This window comes from Fretibacter rubidus (assembly GCF_041429785.1).
Lineage (GTDB): Bacteria > Pseudomonadota > Alphaproteobacteria > Caulobacterales > Maricaulaceae > Fretibacter > Fretibacter rubidus.
On the sequence record NZ_CP163423.1, the window covers coordinates 1711290 to 1733087 of the forward strand.

The window sequence follows — 21798 nt, forward strand, 5'->3', positions numbered from 1 at the left end:
TGTTCTATCCATTGTTCAATCTCGGATACAGTAAAATTAATAGGATCAAGCTTTGTCCTGAAACAGATCAGGCATCCAGCGACCTGCTAGCGCTGTCGGAAAAGCCAAGCGCAGAGACGCCCGTGGCCCGTCTGAGCTAAAGACGCTTTTATACAGAAGCGCAGAGGAAACCCGGTGCGCGTGGCGAGTCGCATTTACAAAGTCTAATGAACTCTGCAGCGGCCAAATTTAGCTTAACTGAAGTCGGGACGACGTTTTTCGATAAAAGCTGCAATACCTTCACGTCCATGATCCGAGCCTGCACAGTGTGCAATCGTGCGGGCTTCAAGCTCCATTTGCGCTTCAAAGCCGTTATTGAATGACTCTAGCAGTAAACGCTTAACGGCAGCATTCGCGTCAGGGGGTCCAAATGCCAATTCAACGGCAATCTCTTTTGCTGTATCCAGTAGCGCGTCCGGCTCCGTGACTTGGGTCACCAGACCCCAATTATAAGCTTCAGCCGCGCTGAGTTGCCGATTCAGCAACATCAGCTCTTGCGTGCGCCGCAGTCCGATTAAACGTGGCAAAACATAAGAAGAGCCACCGTCCGGGCTCAGCCCAGCGCGGGTATACGCCATGACAAACTTTGCTTTAGGGTCTGCAAGAACAATATCACCGCTAATGGCGAGACTGAAGCCTGCACCCGCCGCCATACCGTTAACCGCGACAATCACGGGAGCTCTCATACGGGCAAATGTCGACAGTGCCGCATGAAGGTCATCCGCCAATACTTTTATCTTGAGACTGACGTCATCACCAAATGAAGCCATCGCCTTAATATCACCCCCGGCGGAGAAGAATTTACCCTCGCCTGTCAATATGACAGCGCTTATATTATCGTTGCAGTCACAAAACTTGGCCACGCTCGCAAGCTCTGACGCCATTGTCAGGTCCAGCCCGTTAGCCGCGTCAGGGCGGCTTAGTGTAATCAAAGCCACGCGGTCGTTAACCTCAACTTTCAGAGTTGTATAGTCAGTCACTTTAAGGTTTTACCACGGTTAGTTTCAAATCAATATCAATGTCTGCGATTTTAGTTTTATCGAGATTAAGCCCTTTAGTCAGAGACATCTTACCGAACATGAAATCTCGCGGCGCATTGACGGCGTCCACGGCTATGAACGTGTCGTCTTTAAAGTAATAGGCCGCAAAGCTCCGTCCCGTAGAACTGTCGCCTCGAATGATAACATCATCAAAATCGGTTGAAAGACCGGCGATTTGAAGCTTCAAATCAAATTGATCAGACCAGAACCAAGGCAAGCTATTATAAGGCTTTGCATTGCCCGTCATATGGGATGCAATCACCTTCCCCTGCTCCGTAGCATTGGGCACAGATTCGAGCCGAACATGACGGCCATAAATAGTATTGTAATGCCACGTTACGTCACCGGCAGCATATATTTCCGGATCAGATGTCTGGCAAAATTCATTGACCTCAATGCCGTTACCGATATCCAGCCCGGCCGCCTGTGCCAATTCAATATTGGGAATAACGCCAATACCGATAATGACCAAATCGGCAGGCATATCTTTGTCGCATGAGGTCAGAACGCTCAGGGTATCGCCGTCTTTCTTGATCTCAGACGCGATGACGTTTTCAAGAATGTCTACGCCCTCTTCCATGTGCACGCGCTTGTAAAAATCTGACATGACCGGCGCAGTGACCCGCTGCAAAATACGCGGCATGGCCTCAAGCACAGTGACCTCAAGCCCTTGTTTGCGTAAGGAGGCTGCGGTTTCCAGACCGATATAGCCGCCGCCAATAATCACAGCGCGTTTAGCGGTCTTCGCTTTGTCTTTGATTGCTAGAACATCATCTGTATCGCGCAGATAGAACACATTTTCCAAATCTTCGCCCGGTACGGGCAAACGGCGAATGCGCGCGCCAGTGGTCAGGACCAGCTTCTCGTAAGGCAGCGTTTCGCCGTCATCGGTCAAAACAGTCTTATCCTTGCGATTAATCGCCCCGACCCGAACGCCAAGTTTCATGTCAATATTGGCTGTCTCATAACTCTCCGCCGGTCGGATGAGGATATCGTTGATCGATTTTTGACCAGACAGAAAGTCTTTAGACAAGGGCGGGCGGTGATAGGGCAGCACGTCCTCATCCCCAATGACCGTAATGCTCCCTGCCCAGCCCGCTTGGCGCAAGCTAACACTTGTTTGCGCCGCAGCATGCGACGCGCCAATTATGATGACAGAATCAGACACTATAGGAACACTACCGACTTAAAGAACTTCAAAAAGGCCAGCTGCGCCCATGCCGCCACCAACACACATTGTGCTGACCACATATTTAGCACCGCGGCGCTTACCCTCAATCAAAGCGTGACCCACCATTCGGGCACCGCTCATGCCGAATGGATGGCCAATAGAAATTGCGCCCCCATTTACGTTCAGATTCTCATTTGGAATACCAAGCTTATCACGGCAATAAATCACTTGAACCGCAAAGGCCTCATTCAGTTCCCACAGACCAATATCATCCAACTTTAAACCGTGGCGCGAGAGCAATTTTGGGATCGCGAAAACAGGACCAATGCCCATTTCATCAGGATCACATCCTGCAAATTGAATACCGACAAAACGGCCCAGAGGTTCAACGCCGCGCCGCTCTGCTAATTTAGCGTCCATCACAACGGCAGCTGAGGCGCCATCAGATAGTTGGCTGGCATTTCCTGCCGTAATGAAATTGCCTTGCGTAACGAAGTGGCCGTCTTTCCATACAGGTTTCAGACCAGAGAGGCTTTCGGCCGTCGTTCCGGGGCGGTTTCCTTCATCCTTTTTGAGTGTCACATCTTGTTTTGATATTTCGCCTGTCTCGCGGTTTTTAACGACCATGGTCGAGGCGAGCGGGACAATTTCATCATCAAATTTCCCGGCGTCCTGTGCCGCCGCTGTACGCGCTTGGCTTTGTGCCGAATATTCATCCTGCGCCTCACGCGAGATACCGTAGCGTTCCGCAACAATTTCCGCCGTTTCAATCATTTGAATATAGGCCTTTGGGGCCGCTTCCACAGCGGCTTGGGATACAGAGCGATGCGTGTTCTTATGCTTTGTCTGCACAAGGCTGATGCTTTCCACGCCGCCGCCAACAGCCACATCCGCATTATTCGTCATAATAGACTGCGCCGCCATCGCTATTGCCATCATGCCCGATGAGCATTGGCGGTCTACGGTGCTGCCAGATACTGTGCGCGGTAGTCCTGCGGTATAGGTGGCAAGGCGCCCGATATTATAGCCTTGACTACCCTGCTGCGCAGCGCAGCCCAAGATGACATCGTCAACCATCGCGCCTTCAATCCCTGCCCGCTCAACCGCATGGCGGACAGCGTGACCTGCCAATGCGGGAGCTTCGGTGTCATTAAAGGCGCCGCGAAAAGCTTTACCAATGGGTGTTCTAGCGGTCGAAACGATAAGTGCGTCGCGCATAATATATCCTAACTTTTTCTATTATTGTGAGATATTAGACGGGCCCCAATAGGCCCGCATTTGTGTAATCTTTCCGTCGTCATTAAAATCAAACACGTCAATGACATCGATAATCATTGGCCCTGTCGGCAAAGCAACATCAATCGCTGTGTCCTCTGGTTTGATGCCCGCAACATGAACCTTGAAGGAAAACGCTGCTGATTTATCCGCGATGCATGTTGGCCCGGTTCGTTCAAGCTTTGTCCCGCCCTGTGTGGCCACGGCGTAAAACTCTGAGATAGCAGCCATGCCTAATTTAGGCTCTGTGCCGACAGGGTCAATAACCTGCGCATCCTCAGCGTACAGCGCTGCAATCGCTGCCCCATCTCCCGCATTAAATAAATCAAAATAAGCTTGAACGGCTTCTCGCATTTTGGTCTCAATACTCATCTAAGTAAAATACCGGCTAATTGTGTCGACAACGCAAGCAGGCTTCTCTTCACCTTCAATCTCGATTGTGACGCGAAGGACGGATTGAAAACCACCGCCAGCCTCTTTTATTTCTAGAAACTCTCCATGCCCGCGTACACGTTTACCAACAAGGACCGGCGAAAGAAAACGAACGCGGTCCGTGCCGTAATTAATGCCCATACTCATGCCGTTAATAGTGAGGATTTCATCCATGAACTTCGCCGCTAATGACAGGGTCAAATAGCCATGGGCAATCGTCCCGCCAAAGGGTCCGGTTTTCGCCCGCTCAGGATCTACATGGATCCACTGATTATCACCTGTCGCGTCAGCAAATGTGTTTACACGCTCTTGGGTAATTTCAAGCCAGTCAGACGGGCCGATTTTCATGCCTTCTTTGCCCAACAGGTCTGAGGGTTTCTCGATAATTGTAACAGTCATAATCTCGGCTTCCCTTATGCGCGCTGTGATGACGTGGAAATCACTTCACCGGTCATATAGCTAGAGTAGTCAGAGGCGAGGAAGACCATGACATTGGCTTGCTCCCACACTTCGCTACCGCGGCCAAAGGCTTCTTTTGCTTCAAGCTCGGCGAGTAATTCTGTACTGGTAACTTTATGTAAAAATGGGTGCAACGCGAGGCTGGGCGCAATAGCATTAACGCGCACACCAAATTCCGCCCCTTCAACGCCTGCGCAACGGGTGAGCGCCATAACGCCCGCTTTGGCTGCCGCATAATGGGCCTGCCCTTTTTGGGCACGCCAGCCAAGGACCGAGGCATTATTCACGATAACACCGCCTGTCCCACCAGAATCATAAGAGGCTTTCATATATTGCATGACAGCGCGATTAATTCGAAAACAACCGTTAAGCGTGACATCGAGGACAACCATCCACTGATCATCCCTCATGTCGACCAAGTCGGCTGTCCCGCCTAATCCCGCATTATTGATAACAACATCAATGCCGCCTAACGCCTCAGCTCCCTTAGCTACAAGATTGTCGACATCGTCTTGTACTGTGACATTACAAATCGCGTAATCTGGACGTTGTCCTGTTTCAGCTTCAAGCGCATCCTGTGCTTTTTGTAAACGTCCTTCGTGGATATCAGAGATGAAGACCTTAGCCCCCTCTTCGATACATTTTTTAGCTGCGGCAAATCCAATGCCTGTTCCAGCCGCAGCCGTAATAACGACGCGCTTTCCTTTTAACAGGCCGTGGCCACCGACATAATCAGGTATTGTCTTTAAATCTCTCATATTCATTTAGCCTTTAGTGACCATTTGTCCGCCGCGAGGTTCCCTGGGCATACCTAGAGCGCGCTCTGCAATGATGTTGCGTTGTATCTGATTTGTGCCGCCGTAAATGGTATCGGCGCGTGAATAAAGGAATAGCTTTTGAAGAGCGGAAAATTCGCCCTCATTTATAATCTCCGCGCTTGCGCCCATCACATCAGCTGCAAGCTCACCTAAATTTCTGTGCCATGTTGACCAGAAGATTTTAGATGTAAAATCAGCGCCTGACATCTGGTCACTACTCAGCGTGCGCCTGAAACCAAATTTCATAATCTGAAGCTCAGTATAAGCCTTAGCAATGCGCGTGCGGATCAATGGGTCATTCGCAGCCCCATTTTGTTTAGCGAGTTTGATGACCGCGTTGAGTTCATTTTTAAAGGTCATTTGCTGACCGATGGTGGACGTGCCGCGCTCAAAGGCCAGAAGCGCCATGGCCACACGCCAACCATCCCCGACTTTTCCAACAATATCACCCTCTGCGCATTTTGCCTCAGTAAAGTAAACCTCGTTAAATTCAGACGAGCCGCTCATTTGTTTGATAGGACGAATGTCTACACCCGGCTGATCGAGTTTCACGAGCAGAAACACCAACCCTTTATTACCAACGGACCCTGGCTCGGCTCGCGCAACCACAAAAATATAATCAGATTCAAGCGCGAGAGATGTCCATATTTTTTGACCGTCAATTATCCATTCGCCGTTTTCAAGTCGTGCCTTTGTTTTTACATTGGCAAGATCTGAGCCGGCCCCCGGCTCTGAATAGCCTTGGCACCAAAACTCCGTGCCGTTTTTAATACCCGGTAGATATTTGTCTTGTTGTTCTTTTGTGCCGTAAGCCAGCAAAGTCGGCGCCAGTAAAGTTTCGCCAATATGGCCGCAACGTCCCGGACCGCCATGTTCAGCATATTCCTCGGCCAATTCGATAATATCAGCGTCGCTAGCGCCGCGCCCGCCATACTCGCTGGGCCAATCCAGCCCAATCCAGCCAGCCTCGCCAAGCTTGGCCTCCCATATCTTGCGAAGCTCCGGATAGGCCTCATCATCACCTGGCATGCCGCGCCAACGCAGGCATTCATATTCGCCTTTTAAGTTATCATTTAACCAGTCACGAAACTCGTCTCTCAGGGTACTCACGCAGCCTCTCCTAATAGAATGGTTGCTAGACGTTCATATTCCCGAGCGGACTGCCCAAAAACGGCACGATTAGCTCTTGCCCGTTTAAAGAAATAGTGGAGCGGATATTCCCATGTAAAACCAATCCCGCCATGAAGTTGAATGGCATGGCCGGCAACATCAAAAAAGGCGTCGGAAGCATAGGCTTTGGCAATAAGCGCCGCTTCGACTTTATCATCACCTTCAGCCATCGCGGCGGCATAGACAGCATTTCTGGCAGCTTCGATGGCGATATACATATCAGCAGCGCGGTGCTTAATGGCCTGAAAACTTGCGATTGGACGACCAAATTGAACGCGCTGGCCAAGATATTCGAGTGTCATATCCAAGGCTTTTTGCGCGCCGCCGACGCATTCTGCGGCAAGCCCAATAAAAGAGGTTTTGACAATAGCGTCGAACTGCTCCGGAGTTCCTTCACCTAAATGCATGACATCTTTCATCATAACATCTTGGAGCGTTATATTGCTGAAGCTTCGCGTCGGGTCCATCGTCTCAACAGTTTCTGCACCATAACCTTTAACCCCCTGCGGTATGCCAATGAGTTTAAACTTATCACCATCACGAAAGCTCATGAGAAGGACATCTGCCTGCGCCCCATAGAGCACCATATTGACGCGGCCTGAGAGTTTACCGCCTTCAACAGTCAGCGCGTGATGACCGTCTGTATAAGCAAATATTGCTTCACCTGCCGCAATTTTAGGAAGCCATTCCTCTTTCGCCTCGTCTGAACCAACACCTGCAATCATGTCCGACGCAATCGTGCTGCAGGGCGAAAATGGTATACTTGCGAGCGACGCTCCGAGCTCTTCCATAATTACAACGCGTCCCAAATCGCCCAGAGCTGCGCCCCCATAAGCCTCATCAATCGCAATGCCCGCCATACCTAAGTCTTGCGCAAAAGATGTCCATAGTTCCGCATCATAGCCGGCACCCGATTTGTAAATGTGTTCAGGTCCTTTGCCGCCATCATAGGCGTCCTGTAGAACGCCGCGTACAGCTTCCCTAATCATGTCGTGGTCATCTGAAAATGGAAAGCTCATAACACTTAAGTCCCGTAAACTTTCTGCGCAGGCGGCGTAATTTTCACAAGATCTTCAATAACGTCTCCAATTTCAGATGGCTCATAACGTGCGCCTTTGTCTTTCATCGGGCCAGTTTTCCACCCTTCCGCGAGGGCAAGCTTGCCGCCCCAACTTTCAAAACAATGCCCCGAAACATGGCTTGATGATTCGGAGACAAGATAGACGATCAGAGGCGCAACATTGGCCGGATCCATAACGTCGAAGCTGCCATCTTCCGGCTTTTTCATCATATCCGCCATGACCTCCTCGGTCATACCCGTGCGGCCTTGCGGTGCGACAGCATTGGCAGTGACGCCGTAACGTCCAAGTTCGGCCGCTTGGTTTATGGTAAGGCCAAGTATGCCCGCTTTTGCCGCGACGTAATTTGATTGCCCAACAGACCCTTGAAGGCCAGCGCCTGAGCTTGTGTTGATAATACGCGCATTAACGGTCTTGCCCTCTTTGCTTTGTTGACGCCAGTATTTCGCTGCGTGCGAGCTGATGCAAAAATGTCCTTTAAGATGCACGGCCATGATGGCGTCCCAGTCATCGGGCGATAGTGACGTGAACATGCGGTCACGGTTTTGGCCTGCATTATTCACAACCGCATGAATATCACCGTAAGTATTAATCGCCATTTTCACGATTTCAAACGCGCTATCATAGTCTGTAATATCATTCAGGCTTAACGTAGCTTTGCCTCCCGCCGCTTTAATAGCGTCTACGGTTGATTGCCCGGTTTCAGCATTGATATCATTGACAATGACATTGGCCCCATTTTCGCCAAGAGCAAGTGCATAAGCCCGGCCCAGACCTCCGCCTGCGCCTGTTACAATAACTGTTCGGTTATCACATAATTTCGCCATTTATAGTCTCTCTATGATTGTGACGTTGGCCACACCGCCGCCTTCACACATTGTTTGAAGGCCATAACGCACTTCGCGCCGTTCCATTTCATGAAGCAAAGTGGTCATCAGTTTTGTGCCGGTCGACCCAAGCGGATGACCCAGCGCAATGGCGCCGCCATTCACATTTGTCTTTTCATGCGGGATGCCTGTTTCGCGCATCCACGCCATTGGCACGGGGGCGAAAGCTTCGTTACACTCGGCTAAGTCAATATCATTAGCGGTCATACCTGCCCGTTTAAGCGCCCGCTTTGTTGCAGCAATCGGCCCTGTAAGCATAAGAATAGGGTCATCACCCATAACGTCCAGATGATGAACACGGGCGCGGGGTTTGAGATTATAGCGCTTTACCGCTGCCTCGGAGGCAATCAACATAGCAGATGAACCGTCGCAGGTCTGGCTTGCAACACCCGCTGTAATTAAGCCATGCTCGTCAAACGCTTCCAAATCCGCCATTTGTTCCAGCGTTGTGTTGGCCCGAATGGTTTCATCTTGCTTCAGTCCGTTAATGGACGAAATTTCTCTGTCAAACCATCCTTCGCTACGCGCTTTGGCCGCACGCTGATGAGAGGCCAGAGAGAACTCTTCAAGCTCTTGGCGGGATAATCCCCATTTTTTAGCAATCTCTGACGCGCCGTAAAATTGGTTTACGGGAGCTTTGCCAAACCGTTCCACCCATCCCGGTGACGTATGGAAAACATGGTCAAACCCAAGGTCTTGCCCGGCAACCATAGCTGCACCAATTGGAATTTTACTCATAGTTTGGACGCCGCCAGCAATGACGACATCCTGCGTGCCGCTCATCACGGCTTGGGCTGCAAAATGCACCGCTTGTTGTGAGGAGCCGCATTGACGGTCAATCGTGACCCCCGGAACGCTCAGGTCATAACCTGCAACAAGCCAAGCTGAACGCGCTATATTACCAGCAAGCGGACCCACCGCATCAAGACATCCAAAGATAACATCGTCATAGTCAGCTTCGGGAATATCGTTCCGCTCGACGATTTCGCGAATGATATGTGCGCCCAAATCTGCGCCGTGAATATCTTGTAGGCTGCCCCGGCGTTTCCCGGTCGGTGTGCGTGCGGCGTCAATGATATATGCTTCGGCCATGACGGCTCCTATGCTGCGAATGTTGTGCCGGCCCCGATTGGAAGGCCGCCATTTAAGATTAAATTTTCAAGTTTTTTCATGTGATAATTGCGGCTGCCCCATTCATTGGCCAAGGCCCAGACCCGTTTCATAAAGAGGTGAAGATCCACTTCGAAAGTATAGCCCATGCCGCCGTGAACTTGGACGGCGGTTTCGGCTGCAAATATAGCTGTATCGATGGCAGCAATTTTGGCCGTGTGAACGGCTCGCCCACCTTGAAGGGCTGCTAGGTGCACCATAGGCCGCGTAAATTCTATTTGTGTGTAAACGGAAGCAAGGTGATGCTTAATCGCCTGAAAAGACCCAATGGGTTTACCGAATTGCTGTCTGTCTTTGGCATAGTCTACGGACATATCTACCATGCGAGCTGATAGTCCAACCAGCTGCGCCGCCGTCAAAACCGCGCCGTAATGGTTCGCTAATTCATTGTGCTCGCCGGAAATATCGGCTTTCCAAATGGACCTAAGCGGATCAACTGACGCGCGCGCATTCAGGCTTACATCCGCTTTATCAACCAACTTACCGCCGGTCTCGGACGTTACGATAAATTTGGTGCAATGCTCCGCTTGATTATTGTATGTCTGAAGCGGCGAGATAACGCCGATAGGTAATTTTCCCAGAGCAGCTTGCTCTAGAGCGATTTCCTCTCCCATTTGCTGCAATAGCGGAATAGCAATGCCTGCAAGCTCAACAAAGGGCTCCGGTAGATTGGCATAACCCGCAGCTTCTGCAACACCCGCCATAACGACGAGTGACTGCTCCAAGCCACCCGCTGACTCGGGCGCCATAAGACCAAACAAACCAAGTTCGCCCATTTGCCCCCAAATATCAGAGACAGATTCACCTTTGACGATAGCGCGCATACGTTCTGACGTATTTTCACCGTCAAAAACAGCCTTTGCCGCATCAATCAGATCTTGCTGATCTTCTGTAAATCGGAAATCCATAACGCTATTCCCTCTCTCTACTTGCGTGGTAATCCAAGCACACGCTCGGATAAGATGTTGCGTTGGATTTCGTTTGTACCGGCATAAATTAATCCTGCGAGTGAATGCATATAATTATAAATCCAGCGGCCTTCGTCACTCGCGTCAGTCCCGTCTTGAATTTCGGCATATGCTCCCAGAATTGTAGTGGCCGTGCGGTTCAAGTGCCTATCCATTTCAGACCAAAATATTTTATTGGCGCTCGACTCTGAACTGACGGAAGCACCCGCTCCGACACGTGCGACCAACTGATAAGTAGCCGCGCAAAAGCGTTCTGCATTCATCCAAGCCTGCAGGACTTGTTCGCCCACACCCGAAGACAGCGTGTCTTTATTTTCATTGTAAAGATCAACGAGGCGCGCAGCGGCGGCTTGGAACCGTGAGGGCGAACGTAACAAGAGGCCGCGTTCAAACCCGGCTGTCGCCATCGCAACGCCCCAACCGCCATGCTCCGGACCTAACAAGTTTTCAACAGGAACGCGGACTTCATCGAAGAATAGCTCGGCAAAACCATCTTTGCCATCAAGCTGCGCAATCGGGCGAATGGTTAGCCCTGGACTATCAAGCGGAATAAGAAGTTTAGAGAGACCTTTATGACGCTCGCTTCCTTCCTCCGTGCGCACCAATGCAAAGCACCAATCCGCAAAGACAGCCCGACTTGACCATGTCTTTTGACCGCTAACGATGTAATGGTCACCATCCCGTACGGCTTTGGTACGAATGGCGGCCATGTCAGAACCAGCTCCCGGCTCACTCCAGGCTTGCGCCCATATCTCATCACCCGACGCCATAGGCGGTAAAAAACGAGCTTTTTGAGCCTCGGTTCCATATTCCATAATAGTTGGGGCGAGCAAAAAAATACCGTTTTGACTCACGCGTAATGGTCCATCGGCACCGTAATACTCTTCTTCGAAAATAAGCCATGAGGTCAAATCGAGGCCGCGCCCGCCATATTCTTTTGGCCAGTTCACATTGCCCCATCGATCTTTAAACAGTACGCGCTCCCATTCGCGGTGCTCTTCAAAGCCTTCTTGAGTGTCAAAAGATTTTAACCGCTTTTTGGGTAAGTTATCAGCCAGCCAATCTCGCACCTCGGCGCGAAATTCATTTTGCTCTTGTGTGTATTGAATATCCATTATTTTTTAAACTCAGCTGATTTGCCCGTCTCGACGAAAGCGTCACGCGATTTTTGGCTGTCTTCATGCATATACATTTCAAAAGTGAACCCCTGTTCCCAGCGATAGCTAGCATCAACGTCAAAGGGCTCGATGCCGTTTAAAGCTTGTTTGGCAATGCGGATGGCGTCGCGAGATTTTTCTGCAATTGTCGTCGCATAGACCTTGGCTTCTTCGACAAGATTTTCTTTGGGAACCACTTTCTCAATACCGCCAAGGCGGTAGGCTTCTTGCGCCGGTATTTTTCCGCCTGTCAAAAATGCAGCGCGTACTTTTGCAACGCCCAGCATACGCTGTAGATGGGAAGCCCCACCCATAGCGCCCCTGTCAATCTCCGGGAGAGAAAAATAGGCATCATCCGAGGCAATGACGATATCCGCTGCACCGCACATCAGCACGCCGCCGCCAATAATAAATTTATGAGCCGCAACAATCACGGGCACTTCACACTCATGTATAGCTTTGCCTGTTAGGTAATTTCCTTTGTTAACACCGACAATTGCAGAACCGTCATGGGCAAGTTCTTTTATGTCAACGCCAGCGCAAAAACCTTTCCCTTCGGAGCGTATGAGGATTACTTTCACATCCTGACGACGTCCCAATTCAGTAACAATATTAGGAATCTCGTTCCACGTTTCACTGTTGAAGGCGTTGACGGGCGGAAAATCGAAAACAATCTCAGCGATATTGTTTTGAACATTCGTATGGATAGGCATATTAAGCCCTCACTTTATCTAAACTGTGATTAGCGGATGAGATAATGTCGGCTAATAGCGCTTCACAACTTGGCACATCATCAATGATACCGGCCACTTGCCCGCTCGGCAGCACGCCTTCATGTGGCTTACCTTGAACAACTGTCTTTTGCAGCATGATTGGCGCATTGGCTGCCATCATCGTTTGACCGAATGTCATATCGGTTTTGCTGGCCATTGCCCAAGATGTTTTAAGCATCTCCGGCATTGTCATGCCTGTTTCAGCTTTAAACTTCATTCCATTCTTCATAGCCATGATAAGCATGCCTAGCTTGGATGATTTCTCAAGCTTAGCGAGCGTATCATTCATAATCATACGCTGCGGAAGACCGTCTAATTTCGTAGAGACAGGAATGTTTGTTACGTCTGATTTTAAATACTCGTTCTTTGACGTCACTGGCATCGGGCTGTCTGACGTCATCATAAAACGCGTCCCCATAGCAATGCCATCAGCCCCGAAAGCCAAAGCCGCGGCAAGACCGCGCCCGTCTTTAAATCCGCCGCAAGCGACAATCGGAACCCCTAAATTCTGATCAATGACTTGAGCCAGTAAAAGCCATGTCGGTGTGGCGCCAGTATGACCGCCGCCTTCTTGCCCTTGGCAGACCAGCGCGTCAGCGCCCATTTTAACAGCCCTAGCGGCATGTTTACTTGCGCCAATTGTAGGAACGCATTTCAAGCCTGCGGCTTTAACCTTTTCAACAATCTTCGGTGAAGGGCCACGGCCGTAAGATAGCGCCGCAACATCATAATCAATACACATATCAATGATCCGGTCGATCCCGGGCTGAAAGGCATGAATATTAACGCCAAAGGGCTTGTCAGTGTTTGACTTGATGATTTTGATTTCAGACTCGGCTTCCTCAGGTGTCATAACCGCAGCGGCTAAAAATCCAAACGCACCCGCCTTTACGCTTGCGCTCACGAGTTGAGACGTCGCCACCCAACCCATAGCCGTTTGAATGACGGGGTATTCGCATCCCAGTAACTCAGTGAGAGGTGTTTTAAAGGCGGATGACATGATTAAGACTTGTCCTTATTAGCGGCTTCTTTGGCTTTGTTTTTCTCAGCCATTTCCTTGCTGTAATTCCCTGCAATGAAATCACCCGTAACAATCGTATTATTGGCGTGTGCAAAGTGATGATAGCCATAAGCCGCATCCATTGCGGCGCGTTTTCCTTGCAAATCTTCTGCTTGATTGAGCGTGAGTTTGGTTAAATTCAGACCCATGCGCGGCTGCTTAGCAATTTTGAGCGCCCAGTCTTTTACAGCATCTTCCAGATCTTCACGCGGAACCACTTTGTTGATCATTCCCGCATCACAGACCCGCTGCGCGCTCCAGCGTTCACCCAGCATCAAAAACTCTTTGGCACGCCGCACATTCAGCTCAAATGGGTGAGCAAAATACTCAACACCCGGGAAACCCATTTGCACAACGGGATCCTGGAAGAAGGCATCATCAGACGCGACAATCAAATCGCAAACCCAAGCCAGCATAAGCCCGCCTGCAATGCAGCCTTTATGGACTTGGGCAATTGTAGGCTTTGGCACGGATCGCCAGCGGCGACACAGTTCAAGATAGACCTCTTGTTCCCGTACAAAAGCGAGCTCCGCCCCAGGTTTATTCGCATGATCGTAATTCATTGTACGGCGGTCAGGGCGCCCGACGTGATAATCACGTCCCGGCGTGCCGATATCGTGACCCGCAGAGAAATGTTTTCCGTTAGCGCGCAGGACAATAACCTTCACATCATCATCGGCGGTGGCCTTGTAAAACGCATCATCCAGCGCATAAAGAAGATGTCCATTCTGCGCATTGTGGTATTTCACACGGTTAAGCGTCAGATAAGCAATACCGTCTTCTACGTCGTATAGAACTGGTGGTTCATCTTCAAAAATAGGATCAACTTTTTCCATTACGCCGCCTTCTCTCGTACGCCTGGAGGGTTATCTTTGAATATATAAGCTCGCAGATTATGCGGGTCATATTTCGCAATAATATCAAGCTGCGCTTGCGTTGGATCAGCCGTTGTAGGAATGTTATCAGGACGCATAAGCTCAAACCCTGTATTCTCTTGAACCTCCTCAAACGTCACACCGGGATGCAATGAGCGCACACGAATAGCATGATTAGGCCCTTCAAAATCAAGCACACAAAGATTGGTGATGATTTGGCGATGGTCGAGACCAATCGGATATTTCCCATTTGGATAACGCGCAGGATTATATCCTGCGCCGCTTACCATGCTCACCTCGTCTGCGACTAAAGCACGTTTATTGTGGCTCGCAAAAAACATAGAGGTTCTGTTATTGACTGTATTTCCCGGAAGTCCACGCACACCAAGCATGGTGACCTTTGGCTTTTTGTAATCACCAATACATGACAAGTTCATTTGGCCGTATTTGTCGACTTGCACAGGGCCCACAAAGGCGTGGCGGTTGCCGGCAGCAACGATAGTAAAAACCCGCTCATATCCGATCCGGCCTTCGCGCTTGGTTTCAAAGTCAGGACGCGGGCCAACAGGAACAGGCTCGGACGCTAAATAATAAACACCGTCACTCATCATCATTCCGGGCAGGAAAGTTTCCTTAGCGATATAGCCCGCTAATTTTGGAAGTGTCCCAATCAGCGTTGCAAATACCTCAGGCGTTTCGTCACGAAATATTTCAGATGCGGCGCAAATCGCAAGCTCAGCAAGAGTATAATCGGTCATCTCATTATCTCCTAAAATGCCGGCAGTGGTAGGCTGCGGATATGCTCGGCACCGCCAACTTTTTCGGTGTAATTATCTGCCCCAACAAACTCAGACACGTAATCTTCCCAACCCTCTTTAGCCGTTGCATTGTAAGCTTTAAGATGCGCGACATCGAAGCCGTAATCAGGTCCATTTGATGTTGGATGCGCGCCGAACTCAGCCTCTGCTACACCCGCAACACGGCTGCGCTCGATAGGCATTCGCAGAATTTTATAGTCGTCATTAAAGGCACTCGTCTCAACGATGCGTTCACAGCTAAGGTAAGATTTTTTAGCAGCACGGCAGAACCACTCATCAAAGAACATATCCGGTCCGCCAATCCAACTATTGCCGCGTTGATCAGCTTCAGTTACGTGGCAAAGCGCGACATCAAGTTTCAATGCAGGCATAGCAACATAATGTTCATCGCTGTAGGGACTTTTAATGGTTTTAATGTCAGGATTATAGGTCATGACATCCGTACCAAGTCCCGCGACGCAGGGCAAAAAGTCTAAGCGCTGAGCCGCAGCTTTTAACCCGAGTTGAAACATACCCTCATCAATTTCCATGACATCAAACTCCCCTGCGCTCCGTGCACGGCGGAAATGCGCCTCAAGCGGTATGGCGTCCAAAGTTACAAAACTAAACACCAGCTTCTTGATTTTACCCGCGCTGGCGAGCATGCCCACATCGCAGCCGCCATAAGAGACAATCGTCAAATCTTTCAGATTAGACTTCACAATCTCGCGGATAATCGCCATGGGCTTTTGCCGTGCGCCCCATCCGCCTATACCGATTGTCATGCCGTCTTCAAGAGAGGCAACGATACCGGCAACGCTCATGCGTTTATCTAAGATATTTGTCATGCGTTTGGCTCCGGAAAATTATATTCATGTCCCCAAATATCACCCTCTGTGGATTTGGTTGGGGTAAAAGCGTCCCAGTCTTCAATCGTCTTGCCGTCATAACCGACTTCAAAGGCTATCCCGCCAGGGGCCATAAAATAAAAGCTAATCATTTCGTCATTGGAATGACGCCCCAGTGTGGCAAGGATATGAAGTCCGGCCGCTTTGACGCGGTCCATGCAATGTCCCACTTCGTCCATGCTTCCAACTTCCGCCATAAGGTGAACGACACCTGCGGGGTTTGGAAAATTATACAGCGCAAGCGTATGGTGACGCGGATTATTGGCGTGCATGAAATAAACACGCTGATCTGGAAAATCAGGCGCAAAAGGTGGTAATGTTAAATCATCAGAACAGCCAAAGCCCATCACATCCTCATAGAAACGAATGGTCGCATCGTTTTCCGGCGCGGGCAAAACGACATGCCCCAAGCCCATTTCACCGGTTTTAAACTCTTCAATATCGTGTAGCGGTGTAAAAGCGCTGCCCGTCTCGCGTCCGTAAAAAACTTCGACATTGTTGCCCGAAGGGTCCTGGCAAAAGGCAACAGCCTTAACCGCACGATGAGCCGCGTCCTCATCCGAACCCATAGTCACATCAACGCCAGCATCTTTATAGGCACTCATTTGCGCGTCAAAGACGGCTCTTGATCCCGCATCATAACCAGATGCGAGGTAACGGTCGCTGTCACCTTTGACAATCATATAACGAAAAGGGGCGTCATCCATACGGAGATATTGCGCATCAGCTTTTCCGTAGGATTTGCCTATGCCAAAGCCCAAAACATCTTGTGCAAATTCTGCCCAAGACATCGGGTCTGTTACCTGCAATACAGCATAGCCTAAATTTTCAACACTCATGCTGAAGCCTCCTTTGCCTTTTTCAAATCAAGCGCCACATCAACAATCATATCCTCTTGCCCTCCGACCATACGTCTGCGCCCAAGCTCAACTAATATTTCGCGCGTATCCATACCGTAGTCTTCGGCGGCCTTTTCGGCATGACGCAGGAAGCTAGAGTAAACACCTGCATATCCCAGGCTAAGTGTTTCGCGGTCTACGCGAACAGGACGGTCTTGCAATGGGCGAACGAGCTCTTCTGCGGCGTCCATCAGCTTGAAAACATCACAGCCGTGGTTCCAGCCTTTTTTCTCAATAGCCGCGATAAAGACTTCAAGTGGCGCGTTGCCTGCCCCTGCCCCCATAGCGGCGAGTGAGGCGTCCACACGCCGCGCCCCGTTTTGTACCGCAACTATCGAATTGGCAACGCCAAGGGATAGGTTATGGTGTGCGTGGACGCCACGTTCTGTCTCTGGCTTTAAGACCTCATTATAGGCTTTAAACCGATCTGCATAAGCATCCATGTCAAGCGCGCCGCCGGAATCTGTGACGTATACACATGTTGCACCGTAATCCTCCATCAACTTAGCTTGTTGCGCGAGATGGTTAGGCTCGGCCATATGACTCATCATCAGAAAGCCAATTGTGTCCATGCCGAGATTGCGCGCAAATTCAATATGCTGCTTTGAGACATCCGCTTCAGTGCAATGTGTGGCAACACGCACGGATCGTACCCCCAGATCATAGGCCCGTTGAAGCTCTTCTGTCGTCGCAATACCCGGCAAAATAAGTGTCGCGACAGTCGCGTTTTTGACGACATCGCAAACGGCTTCTATCCATTCCCAATCGGTGTGTGCACCAAAACCATAATTAAATGCGCCGCCATTTAGTCCGTCGCCATGCGCAATTTCAATCGCATCCACGCCCGCCTCATCAAGAGCTTTCGCAATACTGCGGACATGGTCGATGGAGTATTGATGCCGGATAGCATGCATGCCGTCACGCAGCGTCACGTCTTGGATGTAAAGACGATCTTTAGTCGGGTCTTTTATGATACCACTCATGCCGCTGCTCCGAATTTTTTTCGTGCAATCGCTTCTGCAGTGCCCATGCCTGCCGAAGTCATGATGTCGAGATTTCCAGCATACTTTGGCAAGAACTGCCCTGCGCCTTCAACCTCAATAAATATAGTAACCTTGAGACCTTCAAACGTGCCTTGCCCTGGAATGTGCAGCTTATTGTTGCCTGTAAAACGCTCAAACTGGACATCTTGTTTAAGTCGGTATCCGGGAACGTAAGATTGCACGTCAGCAGCCATCTGCGCGACAGAAGCACGGATGTCGTCCTCCTTACCGCCAACAGACAGTACATAAACTGTATCGCGCATCAGCATTGGCGGCTCAGCTGGGTTTAGGATGATAATTGCTTTACCTTTATCGGCACCTCCAACTTGCTCAACGCCCCGTGCTGTCGTGCGGGTAAATTCATCAATATTAGCCCGCGTTCCTGGTCCCGCCGAACGGGATGAAACTGACGCGACTATTTCGGCATATGGGACTGAATCAGACACGCGAGTGACGGCGTAAACCATTGGAATTGTCGCCTGACCACCACATGTCACCATATTCACATTGGGCGCGTCTAAGTGCTCATCCATATTGACGACTGGCACGCAAAACGGCCCAATTGCAGCGGGAGTCAAATCCACCATCTGCTTGCCTTGTGCCGTACAAATATCGGAATGTTTTTTATGGACATATGCCGACGTTGCATCAAAAACGATTTTGATATCGTCCCAGACATCCAGTTTCTGAGCGCCTTCTATACCCGTATGGCTCGTCGCATAACCATGCTCACGCGCCTTCGCTAAGCCTTCTGAGGCCTCGTCAATACCAATCACGCAACCAACTTCAAGAACATCAGACATCTCACTGATTTTCATCATTAAGTCTGTACCAATATTCCCTGACCCAATAATCGCTGTTTTAATTTTTGCCATTATAAGCCCCTATACAAACTCAACATCGCAGGAGCCAAAGCCCGCAACCGTCATTGTCATTTTATCACCTGCTACGACCGGCTCTAAAGGAACCAAAGAACCGGAAAGAATGATCTCGCCTGCCTCGAATGGTATTCCGTATTCTCCCAGAGTATTGGCAAGCCACGCCACGGCATTCTCTGGTGCGCCTTGCACGGCAGAGCCTGCACCGCGGCTTATCTCAACACCATTTTTTGCGACGACAGCCTCTAAAGCTGACAAGTCCAACTCCTGCGGATCAACTTTTTGCGCGCCGAGCACAAACACGCCGCAAGACGCATTATCGGCAACAGTATCGCCGATTTTAATTTTCCAATCTTTGATGCGGCTATCAACGATTTCAAAACAAGGCTGCACATATTCCGTCGCGTCGAGCACATCCTGAGCCGTAACGCCCGGCCCCTTCAGACCTTTCTTTAACTTAAACGCGATCTCAGCTTCCGCGCGCGGGGCAATATGATCCTTCATTTGGACTTTACCGTTCGCCGCAAACATGGCGTCCGTCAAAAAACCAAAATCAGGCTGGAAGACGCCCAGCATGTCCTGCACAGGCTTGGACGTCACACCAATTTTCTTACCAACGACGCGCTCGCCGTCCTGCTTTTGCCGCGCCTTTAAAAAAGCTAGCGATATTGCATATGCATCGTCCACAGTCATTTCAGGATAACGCTCAGTTAATGGCGCCATAGGCTCTCCTGAACGCAGAGCGCCGTAAAGTTCCTGCCCTAACCGTTCTGAATTGAACCCGCTCATTATCCGTTCACCAAAAAATCAATCGAAGCAGCATTAAATATTCGCGCATGCTCAATCATGACCCAATGCCCACATGCATTTAATTCAATCAGGCGAGAGTTTTCATTTGCCTTGATGCATTTCTCCTTACCTTGCGGGGGCATGAACTCGTCATTTGCCCCCCAAAAAGTCAAAATTGGGCAATTCAGCTCCGTCATCCGAGAGCCAAGCTCGGGCGTTTTCATTGTTGTAAGAACTTCTTTAGGCTGCGTCTGCGCAACTGCCCATCGCATATCAATCAGCTCTTGCGTCACGTGTTTTGGATCGTATGTAAATAGCCGCATAACCTCAGCCTGCGTCTCTTTGCTAACACCCGCCTTATTAGCCGCCATCATTTTAGCAATACCTGGCATGCCCCAATAATCGTCTTGCGGCTCCAAACATCCGGGCCCCATTAAAATGAGCTTCTTTACAAAATCCGGATTATTAAGCGCGATTTGAATAGCCACGCCGCCGCCGAGAGAATTCCCAACGAAACTGCACCTTTCAATACCAATCGCCTTTAGCCCTGCCATCAGCGTATCACAGAAAAGTTTGAGCGTATAATCTCCTAAATTCAATGGTTTATCACTATAACCGAAACCAATCATGTCAGGCATGATGACGCGAAACCCTGCGGCAGCAAAGGCGTCTTTATTAAACTGAAAATTCGCCCAAGCGCTATTACCTGGCCCTGAGCCGTGCAGGAACACAACAGGATGACCCGCTCGGTCACCAAATTCCAAATAGTGCATGCGTATGGGACCGGCGTCGACATATCGACCTTCCGGCGGCCCTTTAATTTCGGACGACATTAGAGGAAAAGATCGGTGTTTTCAGCGCCGAGCAATACGGCGCCATAATTACGACCAAAACTCACAGGATTGTTAGCAACATGCGCGCGCGCAATGTGCACATCATGCCAAATGTCTTGAATAGGGGAACCCTCATAGACACTACGGCCGCCAGCCACATCAAACAACATATCCATTGCCTTGATCATTTTCTCAATAACCAGACTGGCTTGGTAACGATATTTAATGCGGTCAATTAAAGGAATCTCTTCGCCGCTTTCAACCTGCTCCATCATTTTATCAAAATTACGGAACAAAACGACTTCAGTCTCATCAATCATATTCGCAACTTCGGCCACACGACGCGTCACATCAGGATCACTCGCAAGACGCGTTACATCCGTTGAGCTTCCCTGTGCATTATCAATAAAGAGCTGTAAGGCGTGCTTAACACCCCCAATAGCAGCGGAGCAAACCACACGAATGAAAGTCTGCGCCCATGGTATGTTATACATTGGGCTTGTTTGAGGGTGCACACCATTAAAACCGTCCATCTGATGATGCGTGCGATAAGTCGGCACAAAGCACGGCTCATCAATGACAATGTCATTGGACCCTGTAGAGTGTAAACCCATAGGGAACCACGTGTCTTCGATAATGTAATCAGGCTTTGGAACCAGGAATGTGCGGTAATGTATTTTCTCTTTTCCTTGATCAAAAATGAGGCCCCCTAGGAGCACCCAGTCACAATGCGCGGACCCTGAACTCCACCCCCAACGACCAGAGAGTTTAAACCCACCATCAACCGTCTCAACTTTAGCGCCAGTAGGGTTATAAGACGATGATATAAGGGTATCAGGACCTGTCTTGCCGTAAACATCATCACAGGCCTTCGGATCCATCATCGCAAGCTGAAACGCGTGTATTGCAATGATACCCGTTGCCCAAGATGTTCCCATATCACGCTCAGCGATATCGATAGCGGCTCTAAAAAATTCGGAAGGATGGACCTCCATCCCGCCATACTGCTTTGGCAATACTGAACGGAAAAAACCAGAGTCGCGCAACGCCGTGATAACGGGCTCACTGATTCGTCTATTCTTACGTCCCTCAGCGGCATATTTTGAAATTACATCCAGAGCAGCAGAGACATCTAAGGTCTCTTCTGTTTCGACAGTTTTTAAAGCAGCTTGTCCCATAATGGTATCCTCCGTTTCCTAGAGTATACTCCATATTGCGTAATTATCAACACGTTAAAATACGCATTTATGGATATTATGTCGCAAATTTAATCAAAAT

23 protein-coding genes are annotated in these 21798 nt (G+C 49.8%); all 23 read right to left on the minus strand.

The features are described 5' to 3' along the window. Positions 1 to 233 precede the first annotated feature (233 nt). On the minus strand, positions 234 to 1019 hold the full coding sequence (locus AB6B37_RS08085; protein ID WP_371398380.1) for an enoyl-CoA hydratase/isomerase family protein: 786 nt from the start codon (positions 1017 to 1019) through the stop codon (positions 234 to 236). 1 nt (position 1020) lies between these two features. Next, positions 1021 to 2247, minus strand: a complete 1227-nt coding sequence (locus tag AB6B37_RS08090) for an NAD(P)/FAD-dependent oxidoreductase (RefSeq protein WP_371398381.1) — start codon at positions 2245 to 2247, stop codon at positions 1021 to 1023. A gap of 18 nt (positions 2248 to 2265) precedes the next feature. Beyond that, positions 2266 to 3468 carry an acetyl-CoA C-acyltransferase gene (locus tag AB6B37_RS08095; protein ID WP_371398382.1) on the minus strand — a complete coding sequence of 401 codons (1203 nt, stop codon included), beginning with the start codon at positions 3466 to 3468 and terminating at the stop codon, positions 2266 to 2268. 21 nt (positions 3469 to 3489) lie between these two features. Then, entirely contained in the window at positions 3490 to 3879 is a 390-nt protein-coding gene (locus AB6B37_RS08100; RefSeq protein ID WP_371398383.1) for a nuclear transport factor 2 family protein, read from the minus strand. Between the two features lie 18 nt (positions 3880 to 3897). Continuing rightward, positions 3898 to 4356 (minus strand): MaoC family dehydratase, encoded by a 459-nt coding sequence (locus AB6B37_RS08105; protein ID WP_371398384.1) that lies wholly within the window; start codon positions 4354 to 4356, stop codon positions 3898 to 3900. Positions 4357 to 4370: 14 nt separating this feature from the next. Then, positions 4371 to 5174, minus strand: coding sequence for an SDR family oxidoreductase (locus tag AB6B37_RS08110; RefSeq protein ID WP_371398385.1), 804 nt, complete (start codon positions 5172 to 5174; stop codon positions 4371 to 4373). A 6-nt stretch (positions 5175 to 5180) separates the two neighbouring features. Further along, a complete protein-coding gene (locus AB6B37_RS08115; RefSeq protein WP_371398386.1) occupies positions 5181 to 6344 on the minus strand; it encodes an acyl-CoA dehydrogenase family protein in 1164 nt (387 codons plus the stop codon). After that, positions 6341 to 7423: an acyl-CoA dehydrogenase family protein gene (locus tag AB6B37_RS08120; RefSeq protein WP_371398387.1), complete on the minus strand. Its 1083-nt coding sequence runs from the start codon at positions 7421 to 7423 to the stop codon at positions 6341 to 6343. Before AB6B37_RS08120 ends, AB6B37_RS08115 begins: the two co-directional genes overlap by 4 nt. 5 nt (positions 7424 to 7428) lie before the next feature. Beyond that, on the minus strand, positions 7429 to 8310 hold the full coding sequence (locus AB6B37_RS08125; RefSeq protein ID WP_371398388.1) for an SDR family oxidoreductase: 882 nt from the start codon (positions 8308 to 8310) through the stop codon (positions 7429 to 7431). Then, positions 8311 to 9462, minus strand: coding sequence for an acetyl-CoA C-acetyltransferase (locus AB6B37_RS08130; RefSeq protein ID WP_371398389.1), 1152 nt, complete (start codon positions 9460 to 9462; stop codon positions 8311 to 8313). An 8-nt stretch (positions 9463 to 9470) separates the two neighbouring features. Next, the gene (locus AB6B37_RS08135) at positions 9471 to 10448 is read right to left on the minus strand and encodes an acyl-CoA dehydrogenase family protein (protein ID WP_371398390.1); all 978 of its coding nucleotides are present in this window, start codon (positions 10446 to 10448) and stop codon (positions 9471 to 9473) included. A gap of 17 nt (positions 10449 to 10465) precedes the next feature. Continuing rightward, positions 10466 to 11623, minus strand: a complete 1158-nt coding sequence (locus AB6B37_RS08140; RefSeq protein ID WP_371398391.1) for an acyl-CoA dehydrogenase family protein — start codon at positions 11621 to 11623, stop codon at positions 10466 to 10468. Next, complete coding sequence (locus AB6B37_RS08145; protein ID WP_371398392.1) at positions 11623 to 12378, minus strand: enoyl-CoA hydratase family protein; 756 nt, start codon at positions 12376 to 12378, stop codon at positions 11623 to 11625. The genes AB6B37_RS08140 and AB6B37_RS08145 overlap by 1 nt, the downstream gene beginning before the upstream one ends. Before the next feature lies 1 nt (position 12379). Continuing rightward, complete coding sequence (locus AB6B37_RS08150; RefSeq protein ID WP_371398393.1) at positions 12380 to 13438, minus strand: NAD(P)H-dependent flavin oxidoreductase; 1059 nt, start codon at positions 13436 to 13438, stop codon at positions 12380 to 12382. 2 nt (positions 13439 to 13440) lie between these two features. Next, positions 13441 to 14334 carry an enoyl-CoA hydratase gene (locus tag AB6B37_RS08155; RefSeq protein WP_371398394.1) on the minus strand — a complete coding sequence of 298 codons (894 nt, stop codon included), beginning with the start codon at positions 14332 to 14334 and terminating at the stop codon, positions 13441 to 13443. After that, a complete protein-coding gene (locus AB6B37_RS08160; protein WP_371395265.1) occupies positions 14334 to 15131 on the minus strand; it encodes a CoA-transferase subunit beta in 798 nt (265 codons plus the stop codon). The genes AB6B37_RS08155 and AB6B37_RS08160 overlap by 1 nt, the downstream gene beginning before the upstream one ends. A gap of 11 nt (positions 15132 to 15142) precedes the next feature. Next, complete coding sequence (locus AB6B37_RS08165; RefSeq protein ID WP_371395266.1) at positions 15143 to 16018, minus strand: CoA transferase subunit A; 876 nt, start codon at positions 16016 to 16018, stop codon at positions 15143 to 15145. Beyond that, positions 16015 to 16917 carry a VOC family protein gene (locus AB6B37_RS08170; RefSeq protein WP_371395267.1) on the minus strand — a complete coding sequence of 301 codons (903 nt, stop codon included), beginning with the start codon at positions 16915 to 16917 and terminating at the stop codon, positions 16015 to 16017. Before AB6B37_RS08170 ends, AB6B37_RS08165 begins: the two co-directional genes overlap by 4 nt. Further along, entirely contained in the window at positions 16914 to 17960 is a 1047-nt protein-coding gene (gene dmpG / locus AB6B37_RS08175) for a 4-hydroxy-2-oxovalerate aldolase (protein WP_371395268.1), read from the minus strand. Before dmpG ends, AB6B37_RS08170 begins: the two co-directional genes overlap by 4 nt. Beyond that, entirely contained in the window at positions 17957 to 18895 is a 939-nt protein-coding gene (locus AB6B37_RS08180) for an acetaldehyde dehydrogenase (acetylating) (protein ID WP_371395269.1), read from the minus strand. Before AB6B37_RS08180 ends, dmpG begins: the two co-directional genes overlap by 4 nt. 9 nt (positions 18896 to 18904) lie before the next feature. Then, the gene (locus AB6B37_RS08185; RefSeq protein WP_371395270.1) at positions 18905 to 19687 is read right to left on the minus strand and encodes a fumarylacetoacetate hydrolase family protein; all 783 of its coding nucleotides are present in this window, start codon (positions 19685 to 19687) and stop codon (positions 18905 to 18907) included. Beyond that, positions 19687 to 20451 (minus strand): alpha/beta fold hydrolase, encoded by a 765-nt coding sequence (locus tag AB6B37_RS08190; protein ID WP_371395271.1) that lies wholly within the window; start codon positions 20449 to 20451, stop codon positions 19687 to 19689. The genes AB6B37_RS08185 and AB6B37_RS08190 overlap by 1 nt, the downstream gene beginning before the upstream one ends. Before the next feature lie 68 nt (positions 20452 to 20519). Further along, positions 20520 to 21698 (minus strand): flavin-dependent monooxygenase, encoded by a 1179-nt coding sequence (locus AB6B37_RS08195; protein WP_371395272.1) that lies wholly within the window; start codon positions 21696 to 21698, stop codon positions 20520 to 20522. Positions 21699 to 21798 lie beyond the last annotated feature (100 nt).